This is a genomic window from Lipingzhangella rawalii, from assembly GCF_031628175.1.
Taxonomy (GTDB): Bacteria; Actinomycetota; Actinomycetes; order Streptosporangiales; family Streptosporangiaceae; genus Lipingzhangella_A; species Lipingzhangella_A rawalii.
Genome location: NZ_JAVLVT010000003.1, coordinates 609249 through 628807 on the forward strand (window position 1 = coordinate 609249; position 19559 = coordinate 628807).

Below are 19559 nucleotides of genomic sequence, written 5' to 3' on the forward strand. Positions count from 1 at the left end.
AGGGCCCGTTCGCGTGTTCCTGAGCAAACTGAGTCCCAACGTTTCCGCGCACGCCTTCCGGCGTGACTACGCCAATGTGCACGACATGCACCGGACGATCATGTCGGCATTCCCGAAGCTGACGGAGGGGACATCCGTGCGTCGCGAACACGGGGTGCTGTGGCGAATGGAAACATCAGGGACCGGATACACGCTGCTCGTGCAGAGCTGCACTGAGCCTGACTGGACACAGCTGCCGAAGTGGTACCTGCGGGCGCCCGCACAGGTACGCTCGTTGCAGCCAGTGCTCGATGCGATCCAACCCGGACGAGTCATGGCGTTTCGCCTGGTGGCCAATCCGACGCGGGCACGGGCGCCCGTCGGAAGCCCCCCAGGCAATCGCCCACGTGGGGTGGCCAAGCCGCTGTACCGGCCAGAGGACCAGATCTCCTGGCTACTGCGCAAGGGCGAACAACACGGTTTCATCGTGCCGAGCGGCAGCGACCGCCGACCGGACGTTGCGCCAGCTCCCGTACCGAAAGTGATTGGCTATAAGCAGGTGGACGGGCACGAGTCCGACCGGGCCTGCGTGCGGGAGGGTGGTCGCCTTGGCCGAACCAAGATTACGATTTCGCCGGTGCGGTTCAACGGTCACTTGGTGGTTACCGACAGTACGGCTCTGGTCGAGGCGCTCTGTGCCGGGATCGGGCGCGGAAAGGCCTTCGGATGTGGCCTGCTCAGCCTTGCCCCAGCCCAGAATTACTGAATTGGTCCCCCGCCCTGGTGCGGGAGACCGCTCTGGCCTGGATTCCTCCTAGAGCACTTCCGGACGGCCTGGTGGACGACCGCAGTTACGGCGTGACTCGCTACCGAGAACCGACACTCCCGTGACATTGGGCTAACTGGTGTTTGGGTATACCCGGAGGAGTACGTCAGGTCTGCCCGAGCTCCATGGAGACAACTCTATCCGTGGCCTGCCATAGATGCCGGGATCCCGGTAGCATGGGCCATTCCGCAATCGACAGGAGCCCCGCAGTGCCGGTCCTCCCGCACGGGTGTGCTCGCGGCGCCGGTCCGAGCGTGCCAGGCCACCGGAAGCCGTCGTCCCTCGATCCTGGTGGCGCTCGCGGACTGGAGGTCCGGCGCGGTCGGGAAACGTGGCGGCGACCACGGGTGCCGTGTCGTGGCGGGGAGTTCGTCGTTTCCCGCCCTGCCGGACGGCGGGGATAGCTGTGGAGGAGTCCAGTTGAATGAGACCCCGTCCTGGATGAGGAACGAGGAGACCAGCGAGGCCGCATTGCCTCCCGAACTGAACACCGGCGTTCCACACACCGCGCGGGTATGGAACTACTATCTCGGTGGCAAGGACAACTTCGCCGCGGACCGAGAGGTCGCCGAACAGTTCCGTGCCCTGGTGCCGTCGGTGGCCGAGGCTGCCCGTGCCGACCGCGCGTTCCTGGCGCGCGTCGTGAAGCACGTTGTCGCCGAGCAGGGAATCCGCCAGATCCTGGACCTGGGCACCGGCATTCCCACGGCCGACAACACCCACGAGGTCGCCCAGCGGCTCGCTCCGGAAACACGCGTGGTCTACGTCGACAACGATCCCATCGTGCTGGTGCATGCCCGGGCGTTACTGACCAGCACCCCGGAGGGCGTCACCGACTATGTCGAGGCCGACGTGCGCGATCCGGACGCGGTGTTGCGCAACGCGGCGCGCACCCTGGATCTCACCCAGCCCACGGCCGTGATGATGTTGGGGGTGCTCAACCACGTGGAGGGTGACGAGGTCGCCCAGGGCATCGTGCGTCAGGTCATGGCGGCGCTTCCCTCGGGTAGCTATCTCGCGTTGACCCACCCCACCGACGAGATCTCCGGCGACGGGGCGCACGTCGCGGTCCGGCTGTGGAACGAGAACGGCGGAACCCCGCCACTGGTCCTGCGGAGTCGGGATCAACTGGCCGAGCTCTTCACCGGCCTGGAGGTGCTGGAGCCGGGCATCGTGCCCCCGGCGCGCTGGCGACCCGCGCCGGGTCTGGACCTCCAGGACAGCGACGAGTTCTGCGGAGTGGGCTATAAGCCGTGAGGCGCCCGCTCCCGGCCCGATGTCCCGGACACGCAGGGTGGCAGGGCATGTTGGCAGGGCACGTTGGCAACACTGGCCCCGGGCGGAGGCGGACGGTCCCCCTGCCGGGGCCGCAGGCTGGCTCAGCCCGAGCCGTAGTCGTGCGTCGCGGGAGCATCCGGGGCGACGTAGTAGGCGTGGCCGTCCACGGCGCGGTAGATCTGGTTGGCGATGGGTCGCCGGCGTTCCTCGGCGATGTGCCCGAGCAGCCCGGCCGTGCGCGCCAACAGGGCCACCCCCCGCAGGAGCTCGGCGGGGAGGCCGAGGTCGGCCAGCGCCGCCCCACACACACCCGCCCCGTTCAGCGGCAGTGGCTTGCCCAACGCTTCGGGAGCGACCCGACCTATCGCCTCGAACAATGCCAGGTGGGGACCGTACCGGTCGTGTTCTCGTGCGAGCCGGATCAGGGCGGGGGTGCGCGGGTCCTGCTGGCGGTGTACCGGATGGCCCAGACCGGGCACCAGCGCCCCCTCGGCGCGCCGGTTCCGGATGGCGGTGTGGGCCAGGGCATCCCAGTGGTCCGGGGCGCCCTCCGCTTCTGGGGGCGGCGCGTCGAGCTCCGCCAGGGTGGCGGTGAGGAACCGTGCGGTGTCCTCGGTCACCCCGAGGAAGCGGGAACCACCGCCGAGTAGGCCGGCGGCGATCGCGGACTGGAGGGACTCCGGGGCGGAGAGGTAGGTGAGCCGCGCGGAGATCGCGGTGGGGGTGAACCCGTGGTCGGCCAGCGCCACCAGTACAGCTTCGAACACCCGCACGTCGGCTGGCTCGGGCCGCTGCTGCCGGATCAGCCACAACGCCAGCTCCCCGAAGCCGACCTGTCCCAACAGCTCGGTGCTGAGGTCATGCCCCAGCAGGGTGATGGTGCTGGCATTGGAGGTGCCCAGGGATGTGGGGTACTGCTGGGGTGTCTCGGTCACGGCCGCTCCTTGGTGTGTGTGGTCGGGGCGTGGCGGGGGCTGCGCAGCCAGGCGCGAATGTCGGCGCCGTGCTCGTCCAGCTCCGGCGGGGGGAGGTCGTAGCGCGGGCTGGCATCGCTGAACGTGATGGGATTGCGGATGCTGGGAAGCTCGGCGGTGTCGCGGGGGATGGTCACCACCGGGTCCAGGCCCAGATCCCGGGCGAGCTGAACCCCCTGGTCCACGCTGTTGATGGGGCCGCAGGGCACGCCGGCCGCGGAGAGTGTCTCGAACCATTCGTCGGCGGGACGCTGACACAGCCGTTCCACCAGCAGGGGGCGCAACTGGTCGCGGTTGTGGGTGCGGTCCTCGGTGGTGCGGAATCGCTCGTCGTCGGGGAGATTCTCCAGACCCAGTGCCGTGCACAGGCGGCGGAACTGGCCGTCGTTGCCGGCGATCACGATCAGTTCCCGGTCCGCGGTGGGGAGCGGTTCGTAGGGGAACAGGCTGGGGTGGGCGTTGCCCATACGTTGGGGGACGACCCCGCCGGCGACGTGGGCCGCGGTGTGGTTGACGAGGCCGGACAGGGCTGAGGACATCAGGTTCATCTCCAGGTGCTGTCCGGTGCCCGTGGCCTGGCGCTGGTGTAGGGCGCTGAGGACGCCGATGGCGGTGTGCATTCCGGTCATCACGTCGAACACCGAGATTCCCGCGCGGTAGGGCGGGCCCTCGGGGGAACCGGTGAGGCTCATCAGCCCGGAGGCGGCCTGGACGAGGAGGTCGTAGCCGGGCAGGGTGGCGCCCTCGGCGGTGCCGAAGCCGCTGATGGAGGCGTAGATCAGCCCGGGGTTGGTCGGGCGCAGGCTCTCGTAGTCCAGGCCGAAGCGGCCCAGTCCGCCCGGTTTGAAGTTCTCGATGAGGATGTCGGAGCGGGCCGCCAGCTCCTGGGCCAGGGCCCGGTCGTCCTCCGTGGACAGGTCCAGGCTCACCGAGCGCTTATTGCGGTTGATCCCGAGGTAGTAGGTGGCCACGCCGTCGCGTTCGGGTGGGATCCAGGTGCGGGTGTCGTCCCCGGTGGGGGATTCCACCTTGATCACCTCGGCCCCGAGGTCCGCCAGCAGCATGGTGGCATACGGGCCGGCGAGGATCCGGGAGAAGTCAGCGATCAGGATCCCGTCCAGCGGGTGGGAGTTCTCGGGTGGTGTGCTCATCGCGTGGACCAGTCTCTTTCGAACCAGGGAGCCTCCATGTCCGCTGAGCGGACAATTGTCCGTTTAAGGATGCGTGCTGGTGTGGACGGTGTCAATCTGGCCAGAGGAGTTGTGGAGCTCACAACTGGCACTTGCTTGCTGATCACTCATCGGCAAGAATGTCCGTCTAACGGACAAACGTCCGCTAAATGGTCGTCCCGTGCACGGCGACAGCGGATCGAGGGAGAGCGATGGATCACGTCACCGACAGCAACCTCACCGACCTCGCGCTTCAGCGGTGGGCCACAGCACACTCGCCGCGCCTGGCCGAGTTGATGACCGCCCTGGTCCGCCACGTCCACGCTTTCGCCCGCGAAGTGGAACTCACCGAGCAGGAGTGGGCCACCGCCATGGAGTGGCTGGCCGCAACCGGGCGCGCCAGCGATGACAAGCGCCAGGAATTCATCCTCGCCTCGGACGTCATTGGTTTGAGCACGCTGGTCGTGCAGCTCAACAACCGCTTCTCTGCGCAGGCCACACCCGCTACCGTGCTCGGCCCCTTCCACATCGAGGGATCTCCTCCCGCCGAGTCCGGCACGGACATGTCCCAGGGGCTGCCCGGAATGCCGCTCTTCCTGACCGGAACCGTGACCGACACCAGCGGCGCCCCCGTGCCCCGGGCCGTGCTGGACGTATGGCAGGCCGACGCCGAGGGCTACTACGAGGCCCAGCTCGACGAGGTCGACGAGGCCCGGCTGCGCGCCCGCTACCGCACCCGCAGCGACGGCACCTACTGCGTACGCACCATCGCACCGCTGGGCTACTCCATCCCCATGGACGGCCCTGTCGGCACGCTTGTCGCCAACACCGAGATCTCTCCCTACCGCCCCGCCCACATCCACGTCCTCATCGACGAACCCGGCTACGCCCGCCTCGTCACCCACCTGTTCCAGGCGGGCTCGCAGTATCTGGACACCGACGTCGTCTTCGGTACCCGCAGCGAACTCGTCGTCGACTTCACCGAACACCCCGCCGGGCCCACCCCCGACGGTGGTCACCTGGACCGTCCCTACCTGCATGCCAGCTACGACTTCGTCCTCGACCCCGAGCACTGAACGCCCCACCCCGGCGACGCCCCCGACCCGGTTGCCCACGCCCGCATTCCACCCACGGAGCGCCCCATGGAACTCGGACTCCTGCTACTGCGCCTGCTCCTGGCCGCACTGCTCATCGGACACAGCACCCAGAAGCTCTTCGGCTGGTTCGGCGGTACCGGAACCGCGCAGATCTTCGACACCTGGGGATTCACTCCCGGGGCCCGCATGGTCGTGCTCGCGGGTGCCCTGGAGCTCGCGGGGGCTGTGTCCATCGCGGCCGGTTTTCTCCTGCCCGGGGGAGCCGCCGTGGTCATCGGCACCATGATCGTCGCCTCCGTGGCCACCGCCCCCAACGGCTTCTGGGCCCAACGGGGCGGATGCGAGGTCCCGTTCTGCTACGGGGCCCTGGCCCTGATCCTCACCGTCACCGGCCCCGGACCGTGGTCCGTGGACCACGCCCTGGGCCTGTCCACCGGGTTGTCCGGGCCACTGTGGGGCCTGATCGTGCTCCTCGTTGGCTCGGCCGCAGCCCTGCCGCCCCTCTACCGGCGCCGTCGCGTCCTGAAGGCGCGCGCCCAATCCACAGCGAGGTGACATCATGACCACCCCAGCCAGTGACCCCTCCGTGTTCGCCACCAACCGTCCCGTGCTGTTTCGGAACGCCACCGTGCTGTCCATGGATCCCACCATCGGAGTCCTGGACGGTGGCGACGTGCTGGTGCGTGGCGAACACATCGCCGAGGTCGGCATCGGCCTGACCGCACCCGAGGACGCCGCGGTTGTCGACGCCTCGGGTGGCATCCTGATGCCGGGGATGGTCGACACCCATCGGCACATGTGGCAGACCGCGTTGCGGGGGTTCGGCGCGGACTGGACCCTGGCCCAGTACTTCCACTTCTATTACCTCAACTGGGGCCAGATCTTCCGCCCCGAGGACATCTACGCCGGCAACCTGCTCGCCGCCGTCGAGGCCGTCGACGCCGGAGTGACCACCACACTGGACTGGTCACACGGCCTGTGGACCACCGATCACGCCGAGGCGGCTGTGGCCGCGCTGCGCGCGGCCCCCGGCCGCTACGTGTTGGCCTACGGAAACCTGCTCCAGGCGCCGTGGGAATGGTCGACCTCGCCGGAGTTCCACGCCTTCGTGCAGCGCAACTTCGCCACCAGCGACGACATGCTGGGGCTCCAACTGGCGTTCGACGTCACTGGCGACGCCCAGTTCCCGGAGAAGGCCGCCTTCGACGCCGCCCGGGAGCTCGGTGTGCCGGTGACCACGCATGCCGGGGTGTGGGGCGCCACCAATGACGATAGTATCCGGCTGATGTGGGAACACGGCTGTATGGGGCCGAATGTGACCTACGTCCATTCCGCCAGCCTGGGCGAGGATTCCTACCAGCGCATCGCGGCTTCCGGCGGACGGGTCTCCGTTGCTGCCGAGAGCGAACAGAACGCTGGCCAGGGCTACCCCCCGACCTGGAGACTGCGCAGTCACGGCATTCCGGTGTCGCTGTCCGTGGACACCAGCGTGTGGCAGAGCGGGGACCTCTTCTCCGCCATGCGCGCCACCCTGTCCGCCGACCGGTCCCGCGAGCATCTGCGGGCCCAGTCCGCGGGCGAGACTGTGGTACACAATCGGCTCCGTGCCGAACACGTGGTGCACTGGGCCACCCGTGGCGGCGCCGAGACACTGGGGCTGAGCCGGGTCACCGGGAGCCTCACCCCGGGGGCGAAGGCCGACGTGGTGTTGATCAAGAACGACCGGTCTCCGGTGATGTTCCCGCTGGTGCATCCCTACGGGCACGTGGTGTTCCAGGCCGGTCGGGCAGACGTGCACACGGTCCTCGTCAACGGGGAGGTTGTGAAGTTCGAGCACGAGTTGGTGGGGGTGGATTTGGACCGGGTGCGCTCGGCCGTCGCCGCCACCGTCGAACACACCCGTGCCCACCTGGGTGCTGCTGAGTGGCACCACTGGATGTCCCCAGACGTTCCCGAAACCGAGGTGGTCGCCAACCCCTACACCTACAGCGAATACCGGGGGTAGGGTCCCGGGTTCCGGCGCCGGCAGCCACCCACGGGCTGGGCCGCCGGCGCCGATCCGTGGGCGTGGTGCGGCATGCTCGGAGCGTGTGTTCGCACGGGGGCCCCGGGGCGGGCGGATACAGTGACGAACAACCATCCAGTGGCTGCGGGGGCGTTGCTCTCCCGTGCCGATGACCCGTGTGCAGGGGGACAACGATGCGTCGGGAGACCGGGCCGGACTTTATCGAGGCGCTCGCCCGTGGACTCGACGTACTGCGCGGTTTCCATCCCAGCCAGCCCTGTCGCACCCTGAGCGAGGTGGCTGCCGACACCGGGCTCGCGCGGCCCACCGCCCGTCGGATCCTGCTCACGCTGGAGGAACTGGGTTACGTGCGCAGCGACACCACCGGCTTCGCGCTCACCCCACGCGTTCTGGACCTCGGTATGGCCTATATCAGCTCCAACAGCCTCTGGGAGATCGCCGAACCACACCTGCGCGACCTCGTGAAACAGACGGGGGAGTCGTGCTCCCTGGCACAGCTGGAGGGATCGGACATCGTCTACGTCGCGCGGGTCTCGGTGCCCAAGCTCGTCACCTTGGCGGTGAACGTGGGAACCCGGTTCCCCGCGGCACAGACCTCGCTGGGCAAGGTGCTGCTGGCCGCACTGGAAGAGTCCCAGCTGGACCGCGCGCTGGCCACACCCAGCGTCTCCGGGATCGAACCCCGCTGGCAGCCGGAACGTAGCGAGTTGGAGGCGGTGCTGCGCGACGTGCGCGCCAAGGGATGGGCCAGCACCGACCAGGATCTCGCCCTGGGGATCCGTTCCATCGCGGCGCCGGTCCGCAATGGGGAGGGACGCACCGTGGCTGCGGTGAATGTCAACGCGCACGCGGCCGAGACCTCGGTGGAGCACCTGTGGGAGCATCACCTGCCGTTGCTGCTGCGCACCGCCAGTGCTCTGAGTGAGGACTGGGCCGCACGCGAGTCCTGCCCCATCGCCACGGTAGAAGACGCCGCACAATAGCGCAGGAAGCCGCGTCGTTCTCGCGGCCCGCCGTGGCTTCCCGGTGGCCTGGCCCCGTCCGCATGTCCCTACGCCCTGCTATGTTGCGTGACACGCGCAGTGTTTCCTATAAAGGAACACTGTGGTCGGGGGTGCTCGTCGCTGGTTGTCAGGCGCGGGGCTGGTGCACGGGTACCCACCGGCCGATCAGGGATCGCTGTCGTGGCGCGGGGCAGATTGCGGGAACGCCGGAAGTGGCGGGGATGAGGCCCGATGGAGCGCAGACCTGCACCGCTTGGGGCGGGGCGCGTTCGGGACTAGGCTTCCGGACAGTTGCGCCGATTGCGCCATTTCGTCCCCTGTGGCCCCGCGAGGAGGCAGCCTCCATGCCTGACGCCGATGCGTTCATGCGTACTCCCCGTGATCCGGAGACCGGGGAAGACTTTCCGCCGGATATTCCCACGGATCGGCCCACGCCCGCCCGCGCCTACTGTATGAGCCTGGGCAGTAAGGACAATTTCGAGGTGGACCGGGTCCTGGTTCAGCACGCGCTGGAGGCCTTCCCCGAGTGTGTGGACGTGGCGCGGCAGAACCGCCAATACCTGTACCGGGCGGTGCGCTATCTGGCTCGGGACGTGGGCATCGATCAGTTCTTGGACCTGGGGTCGGGCCTGCCCACGGACAACAACGTGCACCAGGTCGCCCAGCAGTTCCAACCGCAGGCACGGGTGGTGTATGTGGACAATGCGAGCCGCGCCAATAGTACGGCCGCACCCGGGCCGACCCCGCCGCCAGCACCTCCTCCGTGGCGGCGCCCTGGCCGGACCACCGCCCCGAGGGCAGAGTCCACGAGCGCACCCACCCAGGCGGCTCCGGGGCGGGATGGTTCCGCGAACTCACCCGCCGAGGCGGTCGCGGCACAGATGGTACGGACACGAGACGACCGAGCCACGACAGACCCGGTGCGGTGATCGCGGTCACCAATCGCATAAGAACCCCTCCCCGGGGTGTCGATGTCGCCTGGAACGGGGCGACAGCGGAACGAGTTGACCCCATACTGAACCCTAGAAGTCTAGGATTCAAGCGCTATGGAATAGATGTGCATCCGTAGACCGCTAAATGTCCGGTTTCTCGCCTTGGGGGTTACCATCAGCACGACACAGAACACGACAAAGAAGCAGCGCAAGAGGGGGAAGAAGCAGATGGCGGCGAGTCCGACGATCAGACGACGTCAGCTCTCCGCAATCCTCCGCCGCATGCGTAAGGATGCCGGGCTCAGCCTCGACGAGACCGCGAGGCGCCTGGAGTGGTCACGAGCAAAGCTCGGACACATCGAAACTGGAGAGCGCAAGAAGCCGTCCGTGGTCGAGATCAAGGCGCTCATGCGGGAGTACGGCGTTGACGAGACGTCCCCCGAGTACGATGCGGTGCTCGCCCTGGTCCGACAGGCCCAACAACGCGGATGGTGGACGCGGTATGACGACATCCTGACCGGCTCCTATGTCGAGCTGGAAGCCGAGGCCACCGCGATCGCCAACTACGAGGCGTTCGGAGTTCCGGGCCTGCTACAGACTCCCGGATATGCCCGGACGATCCAGCGGGCTCGCCTATGGCGGGACCCGGACGACATCCAACGGGCCGTCGACGCACGCATGCAACGCCAGCAGATCCTTGCACGCGACCACCCACCTGAGCTGTGGGCGGTCATTGAGGAACACGCACTCCAGCGCCTGGCCGGCGACCCAGAGGTGATGCGTGAACAGGTCAAGCACCTGATCACACTCGCCGACTCATCCAGATACGTCACGATCCAGGTCCTACCGACAGATGCCGGCCTCCATGCAGGCGCCACAGGACCGTTCGTCATCATGGACTTCGCAGCACCCGCCGATCCAGTGGTGTACCTGGAGACCTTCACGGACGGGCTTTACCTGGAACGCGCCGAAGAGATCGCCATGTACCGCAAGCTCTGGGACCACATCCGCTCTTCAGCGCTCGACGAGGAGCGGACGATCCCGTACCTCAAGAAGATGATCAGCCGATAGAGAGACCGACATGCACTCGTTCCACGATGCGCCATGGCGCACGTCTAGCTACACCCAGCAGCAGAACTGTGTCGAGGTCGCAGACACCCCCGGAGTAACGGCGGTGCGCGATACCAAGTACCGCGAACACGGACACCTACTTTTCTCTACTGCTGAGTGGCGCTCGTTCGTCGAAGCAGTGAAACACGGCGAACTCTAGACCCAGACACACAAGACCCCCGACGGCTGAACATGACTGGCCGTCGGGGGTCTCATGCACTCGTTCCGACTTCACTGTACCCCGCCGCACGGCTGACAGCTAGACGCCACAGCCGGGAGCTCGCCGCGGGGTCAGGGCTGTTTGCCGGTGCCGTTGCACAGCGGGCAGGGGACCTTCACGGCCTGCCCGTCGCGCCATTCCGTAATGGTCTTGTGCCCGACGCAGCCCGGACAGTTCACTGGCTTCTCGTGCTTGCCCACGGGTCCTCCATCGATATCTGATGGTCCGGGTCGTCCATCCACACGCGTTGGTGCTCAGGGGTGATGGTCACGCCGAACCGTTCACAGCCGGGCCCGCCGTCGCCCCACTGGTCGTGGATCTGGTTCACGGCGCTGGGGTCGATGCGTTGACTGTGCAGTGGCATGAAGTGGGCCGGGCCACCGAACCGGCCCTCGGCGGTGCCATCCTCACCGACGGTGAGCACCGCGAGCGGGCTGTCCGGGTGGAACGTCGGCGCCCATGGCACCACGAGGAGCCCGCCGGGGCAGGTCTGGACCACCCACGAATACGGCACGGTGTGCACGGCGGCAGTAGCAATCACGCGGTCATAGGGGGAACCAGCCGCGTACCCCTCGGCCCCGTCGCCCGTGATGACATCGACGCGGCGCCCGTCGCGGGCCAGTGCTTCCCGCGCCTGCTCGGCGACCTGGGGGTCCACCTCGACGCTGGTTACGTGCCCCTGCGCGCCGACGAGAACGTCCAGCAGCGCGGCGTTGTACCCGGTACCGGTGCCGATCTCCAGCACCCGCATACCCGGTTCCAGCTGGAGAGCGTCCAGCATGCACGCCATGAGCCAGGGCGCCGTACTGGACGACGTCGGCACGACGCCGCGTCCAGTAGTGGGGTCACGTAGGTGCTCTGGCAGGCGCGAGTCGTAGACCACTGCGGTGACCACGGCCTCATTGGAATCCACATGAGTCCGCCAGGCATCCGGGTCGTCCTCTCCCGGCGCAGCGGCACCAACCATCCGGTGCTCGGGCTTGACACATAGATCGTGGCGGGTATGTAGGAGGCGCGGTCCACGGCGGCCAGCACGTTGTCGCCGCTGCTGTGTCTGACCATGGCTACTCCGGGGGATAGGGGGTCACTGGCCCGTGTGTACCCCACCGTGACCACGACGTTACCCACTGGCCAGAAACAGCCACGGGCAGAACCCACCGCCACACCGGGTGGGGTCAGGATCCGCCCTGGGGACTTTCTCGATTCTTTCTGGTCGACATCCCACGTCACCCCCGCAAGACCCCGCCAGGCCACGCGCATCCGATCCTCTCACCTGCGCATATGCTGATGGCCATGGTCCGCGCAGCCGTGCCACTTCCTTCGGGACGAGGTCTGTCGGCGGGTCGAGTCCGCAACTGACCTTGGTCAACACACCACCCGGCTGCGGCGTTCCGCAACCGTGGACGGTGCCCAGGGCCGGTTCGGCTGAGCCGCCCCGGACTCAGGGCCAGGGGCCCAGTTCGGGTACGGCCCCGTCGGACGTGGCGAGCGGCCGAGCCGGGACGCGTCCGGCGAGCCAGGCGGCCAGGTCGTTGCGCGGTCCCGTGACCGTGACAGCCGGCCCTGTGCCGAGGGTCCATTGCTGGTCGGCGTCCGACGCAATGAGAACCAGCTGCTGCCCCTCGGGGCAGCGCGGGCGGAGAAACTCCACCAGGTGCGTACAGAATTCCGCGGACCAGGTGTCGGCGCGGTAGCCCAGGTCGACATCCACGCTGTGGATCTCGATTTCCCGCCACATGCACAGCACCGTGTCGATAAGTGTGGCGGAGCGGAACCGCACGGGCCGCTGCCAGTCGCGCGGTTTCACCTGCTGCCACATGGCGCTCAGTCGCGCGGCAGCCTGTTCCAGGGCGCTGCGCAGTTGGGCACATGAACGGCTGGCCCCCGCCTCGATCGCCATGTCGCGGCTGGACGGTCCACCGGGATACATGTCCACCAGTTCGCTTCGCAGGGCTGCGTGAGCCTGCCCCGCGATTGCGTGTGCGACCTGTTCCAGGTGGGTCAGGACGTGTCCACGACTCCAGCCGGGCAGGTGGGACGGCGCTGTTACCAGGTCGCCTGCGGCTTGGGCCGATCCCATCTGTTCTGCGAGCAGACCGTCCAGCCGCGCGAATCCGTACTCGATCTGTGCCACGACCGGAGCAGGGTCCAGGGTGTGCAGGGAGTGGCGGGTACTCGGTAGCACCTGGTTCTGCATGGGGATTCCTCGGGCGAAGGGAACGACAACGGGGGTGTGCCACGTTACTCTGCTGTGGTGTTTGGACGAGTGACACAGACCGTACGCCGGACCCTGGGCCGTCCGGGAGCCGTGAGCCTGAAGCCCTACCGGAAGCTGCTGGCGCCGATCGGGGAGCGGGAGGCGGCGCTGCGCGAGCTCGGTGACGCCGAGCTGACCGAGGCTGCGCTGAACCTGGCCGGGGCCGAGTTCCCCTACGAGCGTGCCGAGCTGATCGAGCTGTGCGCCGTGGTGCGAGAGGCGGCGCGGCGCACGCTCGACGAGCGGCCATTCGACGTGCAGCTGCTGGGCATGATGGCGCTGCTGGACGGACGGGTCGTGGAGATGGCCACCGGGGAGGGCAAGACCCTTGTCGGTGCGATGGCTGCGGCCGGGTTCGCCCTGCGGGACCGGCGGGTGCACCTGTTGAGCGTGAACGACTACCTGGCGCGTCGGGACGCCGAGTGGATGCGCCCCCTCTACGACATGCTCGGGGTCGCGCCGAGCTGGATCGCGGAAGACTCCACCACCATCCAGCGGCGGGAGGCCTACGCCGCGGACGTGACCTACGTGTCGGTCAGCGAGCTCGGCTTCGACGTGTTGCGGGACCGGCTCGCCACCGACCCCGGCGATCTGGTGGTCCCGGATCCCGATATCGCGTTGATTGACGAGGCGGATTCGGTTCTCGTCGACGAAGCACGGGTCCCCCTCGTCCTCGCCGGAGCCGCGGAGGCGGTGGAAGCCGACGCTGACATGGCACAGTTGGTCCGGAGGTTGCGGCCACAGGTCGACTACGAGGTCGACAGTGAGGGGCGCAACGTCCAGCTCACCACCACGGGGATCGAGCGGGTGGAGGCCGAGCTCGGTGGGGTGGACCTCTACTCCGAAGAGTACGCCGACAGTCTGGCCCAGCTGAATCTCGCCCTGCACGCACATGCCCTGCTGAAGCGAGACGTGCACTACGTCATCTCTGACGGTGAGGTGAAGCTCATCGACGAGTCCCGTGGGCGGGTCGCGATGCTACAGCGCTGGCCGGACGGCCTCCAGGCCGCGGTGGAGGCCAAAGAGCAGCTCCAGGCCAGCGAGACCGGGGAGATTCTCGACTCCATCACGGTCCAGGCACTGGTTCTGCGCTATCCCACACTGTGTGGGATGACCGGAACCGCTATGGCTGTGGCCGAGCCGCTGCGTGAGTTCTACGAACTTGAGGTCGCGGTGATTCCGCCCAACCTGCCGTGCGTGCGGAACGACCACGCGACGCGCCTGTATGCGACCCCCGAGGAGAAGGAGGACGCCCTGGTCGAGCAGGTTCTCGACATTCACGAACAGGGTCGCCCCATCCTGATCGGAACTCAGGACGTTGCGGAGTCGGAGCGTATCGCTGCCCGCCTGGACAAGGAGAATCTGGACTGTGCGGTTCTGAACGCCAAGAACGATGCCGACGAGGCGGCGGTCATCGCCGAGGCCGGAACCTACGGGGCGATCACCGTGTCCACGCAGATGGCCGGGCGCGGCACCGACATTCGTCTCGGCGGCAGCGACATGGCCGACCGGGAACGAGTTGTGGCGGCCGGGGGTCTCTACGTTCTGGGGTACGGGCGCTATCCCAGCAGTCGGCTGGACGACCAGCTGCGGGGCCGGGCGGGTCGCCAGGGTGACCCGGGCAGTTCCCGGTTTCTGGTCAGTATTGAAGACCATCTCATCGCCAGCACCATGCCGGAAGCCCGGCAGTTCGACGCGGCCTCGGATGGTGAGATCACGGATCCGGCCTGGGCCAGTGCGGTCGACCGTGCCCAACGGATCGCGGAGGGGCAGCTCATGGAGCTGCATCGCAACACCTGGCGGTACAGCAAGCTCATCGACGTGCAGCGGGAGGTCGTCCTGGAACACCGCGCCAAGGTGCTCCACCAGGACCTTGGGGACGAGCAGGTGCGTTCGGACTGCCCCGAACGTCACGCCGACCTGGTGGACGAGGTGGGCGAGGACGAGGTGGCGCGGGCGGCGCGCCTGATCACGCTCTACCACCTGGACCGGGGATGGACCGATCACCTGGCGTTTCTCAACCAGCTCCGGGAAGGGATCCACCTGCGGATGCTCGGACGGCGTGACCCGCTGGACGAGTTCAACGCGGACGCGGTTCCCGTGTTCAAGGGCTTCTTGGACCAGGCTCGGGAACGCGCCGCGCAGACCTTCGCCGAGGTCAGCGTCACCGACGGCACGATTGACGTGGCTGCTGCCGGGGTGAAGCGGCCGTCCTCGACCTGGACCTACATGGTGCACGACCGGCCCTTCGGATCCGATATAGACAACATCGTGGGCAAGGCCCGCCGGCTGAGTCGCAGCAGCGGCTGAGCTTGCGGGCCCGGCGGCCCGGTTCCCCTGTCCAAGCCAGGCGTGGCCCAATATGTGCCGGAACCGTTGGCAACATGTGCCGAGTTGCTGGCGGCGGGTGGAGCGGTTGAATCCGAGTCAGTCACCCATCCCGGCAGGAGAGGGCCACGCCGATGGCGGGAATCCGGATCGGAATCGATACTGGCGGCACGTTCACCGATGTCGTCGCGTTGGACGAGGACACCGGTCGGATCGTCACCACCAAGACACCGTCCACGCCTCGGGATCCCGCGACGGGGTTCCTGACGGCCGTAGCCAAGATCCTGGATCTGTGGGGAGACGCGGAGTTCCCCGATTCGGGGCCATCCTCGCCGGTGCGCGGAATCACCCACGGAACCACCGTCGCCACCAACCTGCTGCTCGAGGACGCAGTCGATCGGATCGCCCTGATCACCACGGCCGGTTACGAGTTCCTGCTGGAGATCGCCCGACAGGCCGTTCCCGACGGGTACGGAAACTCCTACTTCTGGGTCAAACCCGAGCGGATCGTTCCGGTGGAGAACGTGATCGCCGTCGAGGGACGCCTCGATCCCAGCGGAGCCGAGGTTCGACCACTGGACGAGGACGCCGTCCGTGCCGCGGGCCGTTGGCTGCGTTCCCAGGACATGACCGCGGTGGGTGTGTGCCTCCTGCATTCCTATGCCGACGACAGTCATGAGCGACGCGTCGCAGAACTGCTGCGCGAGGAATGTCCGGAGGTCACGGTCTCCCTGAGTTCACAGGTGCTGCGGGAGTACCGCGAGTACGAACGTGCCATGACCACGCTTGTGGACGCTGCCGTGAAACCACGGGTGACCTCCTATCTGCGCGATATCATCGAACGACTGCGTGCCGAGCCCCGCCTGCGGCCCGGTGCGGAACAGCTCGCCCCCGACCCGGCGACGGTTCCCTTCGCCGTGATGCAGTCCAATGGCGGGGTGCGCTCGGCCACCGAGGTCCAACCCAGCACCACGGTGCTGTCCGGTCCGGCGGCGGGGGCCCTCGGCGCGGCGCGCATTGCACGCCGCGCCGGGCTGGACCGGGTCCTCACCCTCGACGGGGGTGGCACCTCCACCGACGTGTGCGTGGTGCTCGACGGGGAGCCGGGACTGACCACGGAAGGAACGATCGGACGGTACCCGGTCAAGGTTCCGATGATCGACATCGGCACCGTCGGTGCGGGTGGGGGGTCCGTTGCCTGGATCTCACCCGAGTCCACACTCAAGGTGGGGCCGCGTTCGGCTGGGGCGATCCCCGGGCCCCTGTGTTATGCCACCGGTGGCACCGAGGTCACGGTGACCGACGCCCACGCCCTTCTGGGCAGGATTCCCCCGCATCTTCTGGGAGGGGAGATGCCACTGGATCTGGAAGCGGCACGGTCCGGGGTAGCCAAACTGGCTGCGGACACCGGGCTGGATCCGCTCTCCGCGGCCCAGGGGATCCTGGAGATCTCCGCCTGGAACCAGGCCAACGCCCTCCGGCGGATCACCGTGCAGCGCGGGCTGGACGTACGGGACTTCCATCTGGCTGCGTTCGGGGGATCGGGCGCGCTGCTGCTGTGCCGACTGATCGATATCCTCGGCCTCGCCGGTGCGGTCGTTCCGCCGGACCCCGGCAACGTCTCCGCCTACGGGCTGCTCAGCGTCGATGTGCGCAGTGACCACGTCCGTACCGCGATCCGGCCGCACTCCGAGGTCACCCCCGAGTGGCTCACCGGTGTGGTGAACGAGCTCACCGAGCAGGCCACCCACGCCCTCACGGTCGAGGGTTTCGCCGAGCACGAGCATCGCTGTGAGCGTGGAGCCGACCTGCGCTACCGGGGGCAGGCCTACGAGGTGCGGGTGCCGGTCCCGGACGGCCCTCTCGACACCCGAGCGATCGAGTGCGTTGCGCAGGACTTTCATGCGGCCCACCGCCGTCGGTACGGATACGACCTGGCCTCGGATCCGGACCAGCAGGTGGAATGGGTGAACCTCCGGGTCGCTGGAATCGGTCCCATCACTCATCCGGAACCGCCACAGCTGACGCAGCGGGAGGGAGACGTCAGCCGCGCCCGGCGTGGTACGCGCCCGGCCTGCTTCGACGCTGCCGCGGGCTTCCGCGAAACGCCCGTGTACTGGCGCGGTGACCTGGCGCCGCAGGACCGGATTCGTGGTCCCGCCATCGTCGAGGAGTTCGGCGCCACCCTGCCCCTGCATCCGGGCTTCACCGCGCACGTCGACCGTTACGGCTCCGTCATCGTCGAGGAGGAGAAGTGAGGGACCCGTCGTCCACGACCGGTACCGCCAACGCCGAGGAGCCGCGGGTCGATCCCGTGTTGTTGGAGATCGTTGCAGGGTCTCTGTCCTCGGTGGAGCAGGAGGTGGAGACCGCGATAGCCCGAACCGCCCGGTCCCCGATGATCCGGGATGCCCATGACTTCCGTGCCGGCATTCACGACAGACAGCTGCGCAAGCTCACCGGGCGTTCCTACTCTGCGCTGGTTCATCCGATCGTGCGGGACTTTCCGCTGGAGACGATGCGGCCCGGCGACGTCTACTTCCACAATGACGTCTACCTGTCCGAAGGAGGGATCGGGCACCTGCCCGACCTGTGTGTCACCGTCCCCGTGTTCGCGCCGCCCAGCACGGGAACAGCCACCGCAACCACGAACTCGGGCCCGGACCCCGGGGACGTGGTCGCCTTCGTCCAGGCATTCGGGCACCACGATGACATCGGTGGTGCGTGCCCCGGATCCATGCCCTCGGGGGCCACCTCCGTCTACGAGGAGGGTCTGATGGTTCCCCCCATCAAGCTGTGGGACCAGGGCGTGGTCAACGAGGCGGCGCTACGCATCATGACTCGGAACTCCCGCATGCCCGACTCCTTGGCCGCGGACCTGGACGCCGAGTGCTCCGCCTGCATCATGGGGGCTCGGCGCCTCGCCGAGCTGTTTCAACGCTATGGCCGACACCAGGTCGAGGACTGTTTCGAGGCGTTGTTGCGCCGCACCACGCAGACCTACCGCACCGAGATCCTGGCGCGGATTCCGGACGGCACCTACGTCTGGGAGGATTACGCCGAACACGACGGGGTGGACCCGCCGCGCCTACACATCCAGCGGATCACGCTGACCAAGACGCCGCAGAAGCTACATCTGGACTTCAGCGGCACTTCGCCGCAGGCCCGCGGGCCGATCAACCACTGTGCCGACTATGCCGACGGCAATTTCCTCAAGAAGTGGCTGGCCCCGATCCTGCGGAACCTTGCCGATACTCCGGAGCGGATGGCCGAACTGGATGTCAACGAGGGTGTGGTCCCCCTCATCGACATGACCTTCCCGGAGAAGGGAACCCTGCTCACCCCGGAGTTTCCGGCGCCGACCAACGCCCGCACCTTCGTTATTCTTCGGCTGCTCGGAGTGTTCGCGGGTGTGCTCGCCAAGGCGGTGGCGGGTCGCATGCCGGCCGACCAGGAGACCATCCGCTACACCGGTCTACACGGGGTGGACGCCGAAGGGCGGCACTACCTGATGCGTGAGGTTCTCGGTGGGGGTTCGGGAGGGCGTTACTACGCGGACGGGGAGGACACCATCCACGTGGTGCCCGACTCACGCAACCTGCCGACCGAGTTCACCGAGTCCCGGTTTCCGCTGCGGGTGGAACGGCTCGGCCTGGCCGTGGACTCCGGAGGACCTGGCCGGTACCGCGGCGGCTTGGGGTATGAGAAACACATACGCGCTCTGCGCGACGCCACCTTCATGTCGGTTGCGGACCGTACGATCCTGAGCTGTTGGGGAGTCAACGGGGGGCGAGCCGGCCATCCCTTCCGGGTGACGATCGACCCGGGAGGCCCCAACGAGCGGGAGATGCCGGGGCTGGTGGACGACGAGCCGGTGCGCGCCGGCGAGGTGATCCGCATCCGCACCACTGGGGGAGGCGGGTGGGGCGACCCCCTGGATCGGGAGGAGTGGCGCGTCGAACGGGACGTGCGCCAGGGAAAGGTGTCCGTGACCGCGGCATACGAGGACTATGGTGTCGTGCTCGTTGCCGACTCGGGGGCTGTTCGGCCATCGGAACACGGGGAGTCCGGTTTCGACACCGCGGCTGCGGGAAGACAGCTTCGTGTTGACGGGCAAGCCACCCAGAACCGCCGCGAGTGGTTGCGGGCACGTACAGCGGACGCGCAGGATCGTCCCTTCTTCGACCGGGGGCCTGGCTTCCCGAGCCTGGCCGGGGGGCTCCAGGCAGCGGAGGTGGACATGCGATGACACACAGCCGTGGCGCACGGTGAGAACTGTCGGTTCTTGGCGAGTCCTGCCATATCCGCAAGGGTTCTTCGGTCAGTCTCGCTGGGGAGGTGACAGCACGTGTGTCTCTA

16 protein-coding genes are annotated in these 19559 nt (G+C 67.7%); 12 read left to right on the forward strand and 4 right to left on the reverse strand.

Translation table 11 applies throughout. The features are described from left to right. The first annotated feature begins 13 nt into the window (after positions 1-13). Together cas6e and RIF23_RS09495 are read left to right on the forward strand one after the other, a co-directional pair. Complete coding sequence (gene cas6e / locus RIF23_RS09490; RefSeq protein ID WP_310912036.1) at positions 14-745, forward strand: type I-E CRISPR-associated protein Cas6/Cse3/CasE; 732 nt, start codon at positions 14-16, stop codon at positions 743-745. Positions 746-1225: 480 nt separating this feature from the next. Continuing rightward, positions 1226-2062, forward strand: a complete 837-nt coding sequence (locus RIF23_RS09495) for an SAM-dependent methyltransferase (RefSeq protein ID WP_310912037.1) — start codon at positions 1226-1228, stop codon at positions 2060-2062. Between the two features lie 122 nt (positions 2063-2184). On the opposite strand, the gene RIF23_RS09500 is transcribed toward RIF23_RS09495, so the two are convergent. Together RIF23_RS09500 and RIF23_RS09505 are read right to left on the reverse strand one after the other, a co-directional pair. Then, complete coding sequence (locus RIF23_RS09500; RefSeq protein ID WP_310912038.1) at positions 2185-3018, reverse strand: citryl-CoA lyase; 834 nt, start codon at positions 3016-3018, stop codon at positions 2185-2187. After that, entirely contained in the window at positions 3015-4208 is a 1194-nt protein-coding gene (locus RIF23_RS09505) for a CaiB/BaiF CoA transferase family protein (RefSeq protein ID WP_310912039.1), read from the reverse strand. The genes RIF23_RS09500 and RIF23_RS09505 overlap by 4 nt, the downstream gene beginning before the upstream one ends. Before the next feature lie 230 nt (positions 4209-4438). On the opposite strand from RIF23_RS09505, the gene RIF23_RS09510 reads away from it, so the two are divergent. The 7 genes from RIF23_RS09510 to RIF23_RS09540 all read left to right on the forward strand — a co-directional run bounded on the left by RIF23_RS09510 (position 4439) and on the right by RIF23_RS09540 (position 10555). Beyond that, on the forward strand, positions 4439-5302 hold the full coding sequence (locus tag RIF23_RS09510; RefSeq protein ID WP_310912040.1) for a dioxygenase family protein: 864 nt from the start codon (positions 4439-4441) through the stop codon (positions 5300-5302). A gap of 66 nt (positions 5303-5368) precedes the next feature. After that, the gene (locus RIF23_RS09515) at positions 5369-5878 is read left to right on the forward strand and encodes a DoxX family protein (RefSeq protein WP_310912041.1); all 510 of its coding nucleotides are present in this window, start codon (positions 5369-5371) and stop codon (positions 5876-5878) included. Between the two features lie 4 nt (positions 5879-5882). After that, positions 5883-7328: an amidohydrolase family protein gene (locus RIF23_RS09520; protein WP_310912042.1), complete on the forward strand. Its 1446-nt coding sequence runs from the start codon at positions 5883-5885 to the stop codon at positions 7326-7328. Between the two features lie 194 nt (positions 7329-7522). Then, complete coding sequence (locus tag RIF23_RS09525; protein ID WP_310912043.1) at positions 7523-8332, forward strand: IclR family transcriptional regulator domain-containing protein; 810 nt, start codon at positions 7523-7525, stop codon at positions 8330-8332. Between the two features lie 365 nt (positions 8333-8697). Then, on the forward strand, positions 8698-9282 hold the full coding sequence (locus RIF23_RS09530; protein ID WP_310912044.1) for an SAM-dependent methyltransferase: 585 nt from the start codon (positions 8698-8700) through the stop codon (positions 9280-9282). A 231-nt stretch (positions 9283-9513) separates the two neighbouring features. Then, complete coding sequence (locus RIF23_RS09535) at positions 9514-10356, forward strand: helix-turn-helix domain-containing protein (RefSeq protein WP_310912045.1); 843 nt, start codon at positions 9514-9516, stop codon at positions 10354-10356. Positions 10357-10366: 10 nt separating this feature from the next. Further along, positions 10367-10555 carry a DUF397 domain-containing protein gene (locus RIF23_RS09540; protein ID WP_310912046.1) on the forward strand — a complete coding sequence of 63 codons (189 nt, stop codon included), beginning with the start codon at positions 10367-10369 and terminating at the stop codon, positions 10553-10555. A 235-nt stretch (positions 10556-10790) separates the two neighbouring features. Here the strand turns inward: RIF23_RS09540 and RIF23_RS09545 are convergent, their stop codons facing one another. Both RIF23_RS09545 and RIF23_RS09550 read right to left on the reverse strand, forming a co-directional pair. Next, positions 10791-11582: a methyltransferase domain-containing protein gene (locus RIF23_RS09545; RefSeq protein WP_310912047.1), complete on the reverse strand. Its 792-nt coding sequence runs from the start codon at positions 11580-11582 to the stop codon at positions 10791-10793. Positions 11583-12056: 474 nt separating this feature from the next. Then, complete coding sequence (locus RIF23_RS09550; RefSeq protein ID WP_310912048.1) at positions 12057-12812, reverse strand: maleylpyruvate isomerase family mycothiol-dependent enzyme; 756 nt, start codon at positions 12810-12812, stop codon at positions 12057-12059. Between the two features lie 69 nt (positions 12813-12881). On the opposite strand from RIF23_RS09550, the gene secA2 reads away from it, so the two are divergent. The 3 genes from secA2 (at position 12882) to RIF23_RS09565 (ending at position 19449) form a co-directional block, all read left to right on the forward strand. Then, positions 12882-15182: an accessory Sec system translocase SecA2 gene (gene secA2, locus RIF23_RS09555; RefSeq protein ID WP_310912049.1), complete on the forward strand. Its 2301-nt coding sequence runs from the start codon at positions 12882-12884 to the stop codon at positions 15180-15182. Positions 15183-15334: 152 nt separating this feature from the next. Further along, positions 15335-17458, forward strand: a complete 2124-nt coding sequence (locus tag RIF23_RS09560) for a hydantoinase/oxoprolinase family protein (RefSeq protein WP_310912050.1) — start codon at positions 15335-15337, stop codon at positions 17456-17458. Further along, complete coding sequence (locus RIF23_RS09565) at positions 17455-19449, forward strand: hydantoinase B/oxoprolinase family protein (RefSeq protein ID WP_310912051.1); 1995 nt, start codon at positions 17455-17457, stop codon at positions 19447-19449. The genes RIF23_RS09560 and RIF23_RS09565 overlap by 4 nt, the downstream gene beginning before the upstream one ends. Positions 19450-19559: the final 110 nt, after the last annotated feature.

What these genes read in the sequence shown, in the direction of transcription:
- RIF23_RS09530 (WP_310912044.1), top strand. Translation starts at nt 8,698, where the DNA reads ATGCCTGACGCCGATGCGTTCATGCGTACTCCCCGTGATCCGGAGACC.
- RIF23_RS09515 (WP_310912041.1), top strand. Translation starts at nt 5,369, where the DNA reads ATGGAACTCGGACTCCTGCTACTGCGCCTGCTCCTGGCCGCACTGCTC.
- RIF23_RS09535 (WP_310912045.1), top strand. Translation starts at nt 9,514, where the DNA reads ATGGCGGCGAGTCCGACGATCAGACGACGTCAGCTCTCCGCAATCCTC.
- RIF23_RS09525 (WP_310912043.1), top strand. Translation starts at nt 7,523, where the DNA reads ATGCGTCGGGAGACCGGGCCGGACTTTATCGAGGCGCTCGCCCGTGGA.
- RIF23_RS09545 (WP_310912047.1), bottom strand. Translation starts at nt 11,582, where the DNA reads ATGGTTGGTGCCGCTGCGCCGGGAGAGGACGACCCGGATGCCTGGCGG.
- RIF23_RS09520 (WP_310912042.1), top strand. Translation starts at nt 5,883, where the DNA reads ATGACCACCCCAGCCAGTGACCCCTCCGTGTTCGCCACCAACCGTCCC.
- RIF23_RS09540 (WP_310912046.1), top strand. Translation starts at nt 10,367, where the DNA reads ATGCACTCGTTCCACGATGCGCCATGGCGCACGTCTAGCTACACCCAG.
- RIF23_RS09550 (WP_310912048.1), bottom strand. Translation starts at nt 12,812, where the DNA reads ATGCAGAACCAGGTGCTACCGAGTACCCGCCACTCCCTGCACACCCTG.
- RIF23_RS09510 (WP_310912040.1), top strand. Translation starts at nt 4,439, where the DNA reads ATGGATCACGTCACCGACAGCAACCTCACCGACCTCGCGCTTCAGCGG.
- RIF23_RS09560 (WP_310912050.1), top strand. Translation starts at nt 15,335, where the DNA reads ATGGCGGGAATCCGGATCGGAATCGATACTGGCGGCACGTTCACCGAT.
- RIF23_RS09505 (WP_310912039.1), bottom strand. Translation starts at nt 4,208, where the DNA reads ATGAGCACACCACCCGAGAACTCCCACCCGCTGGACGGGATCCTGATC.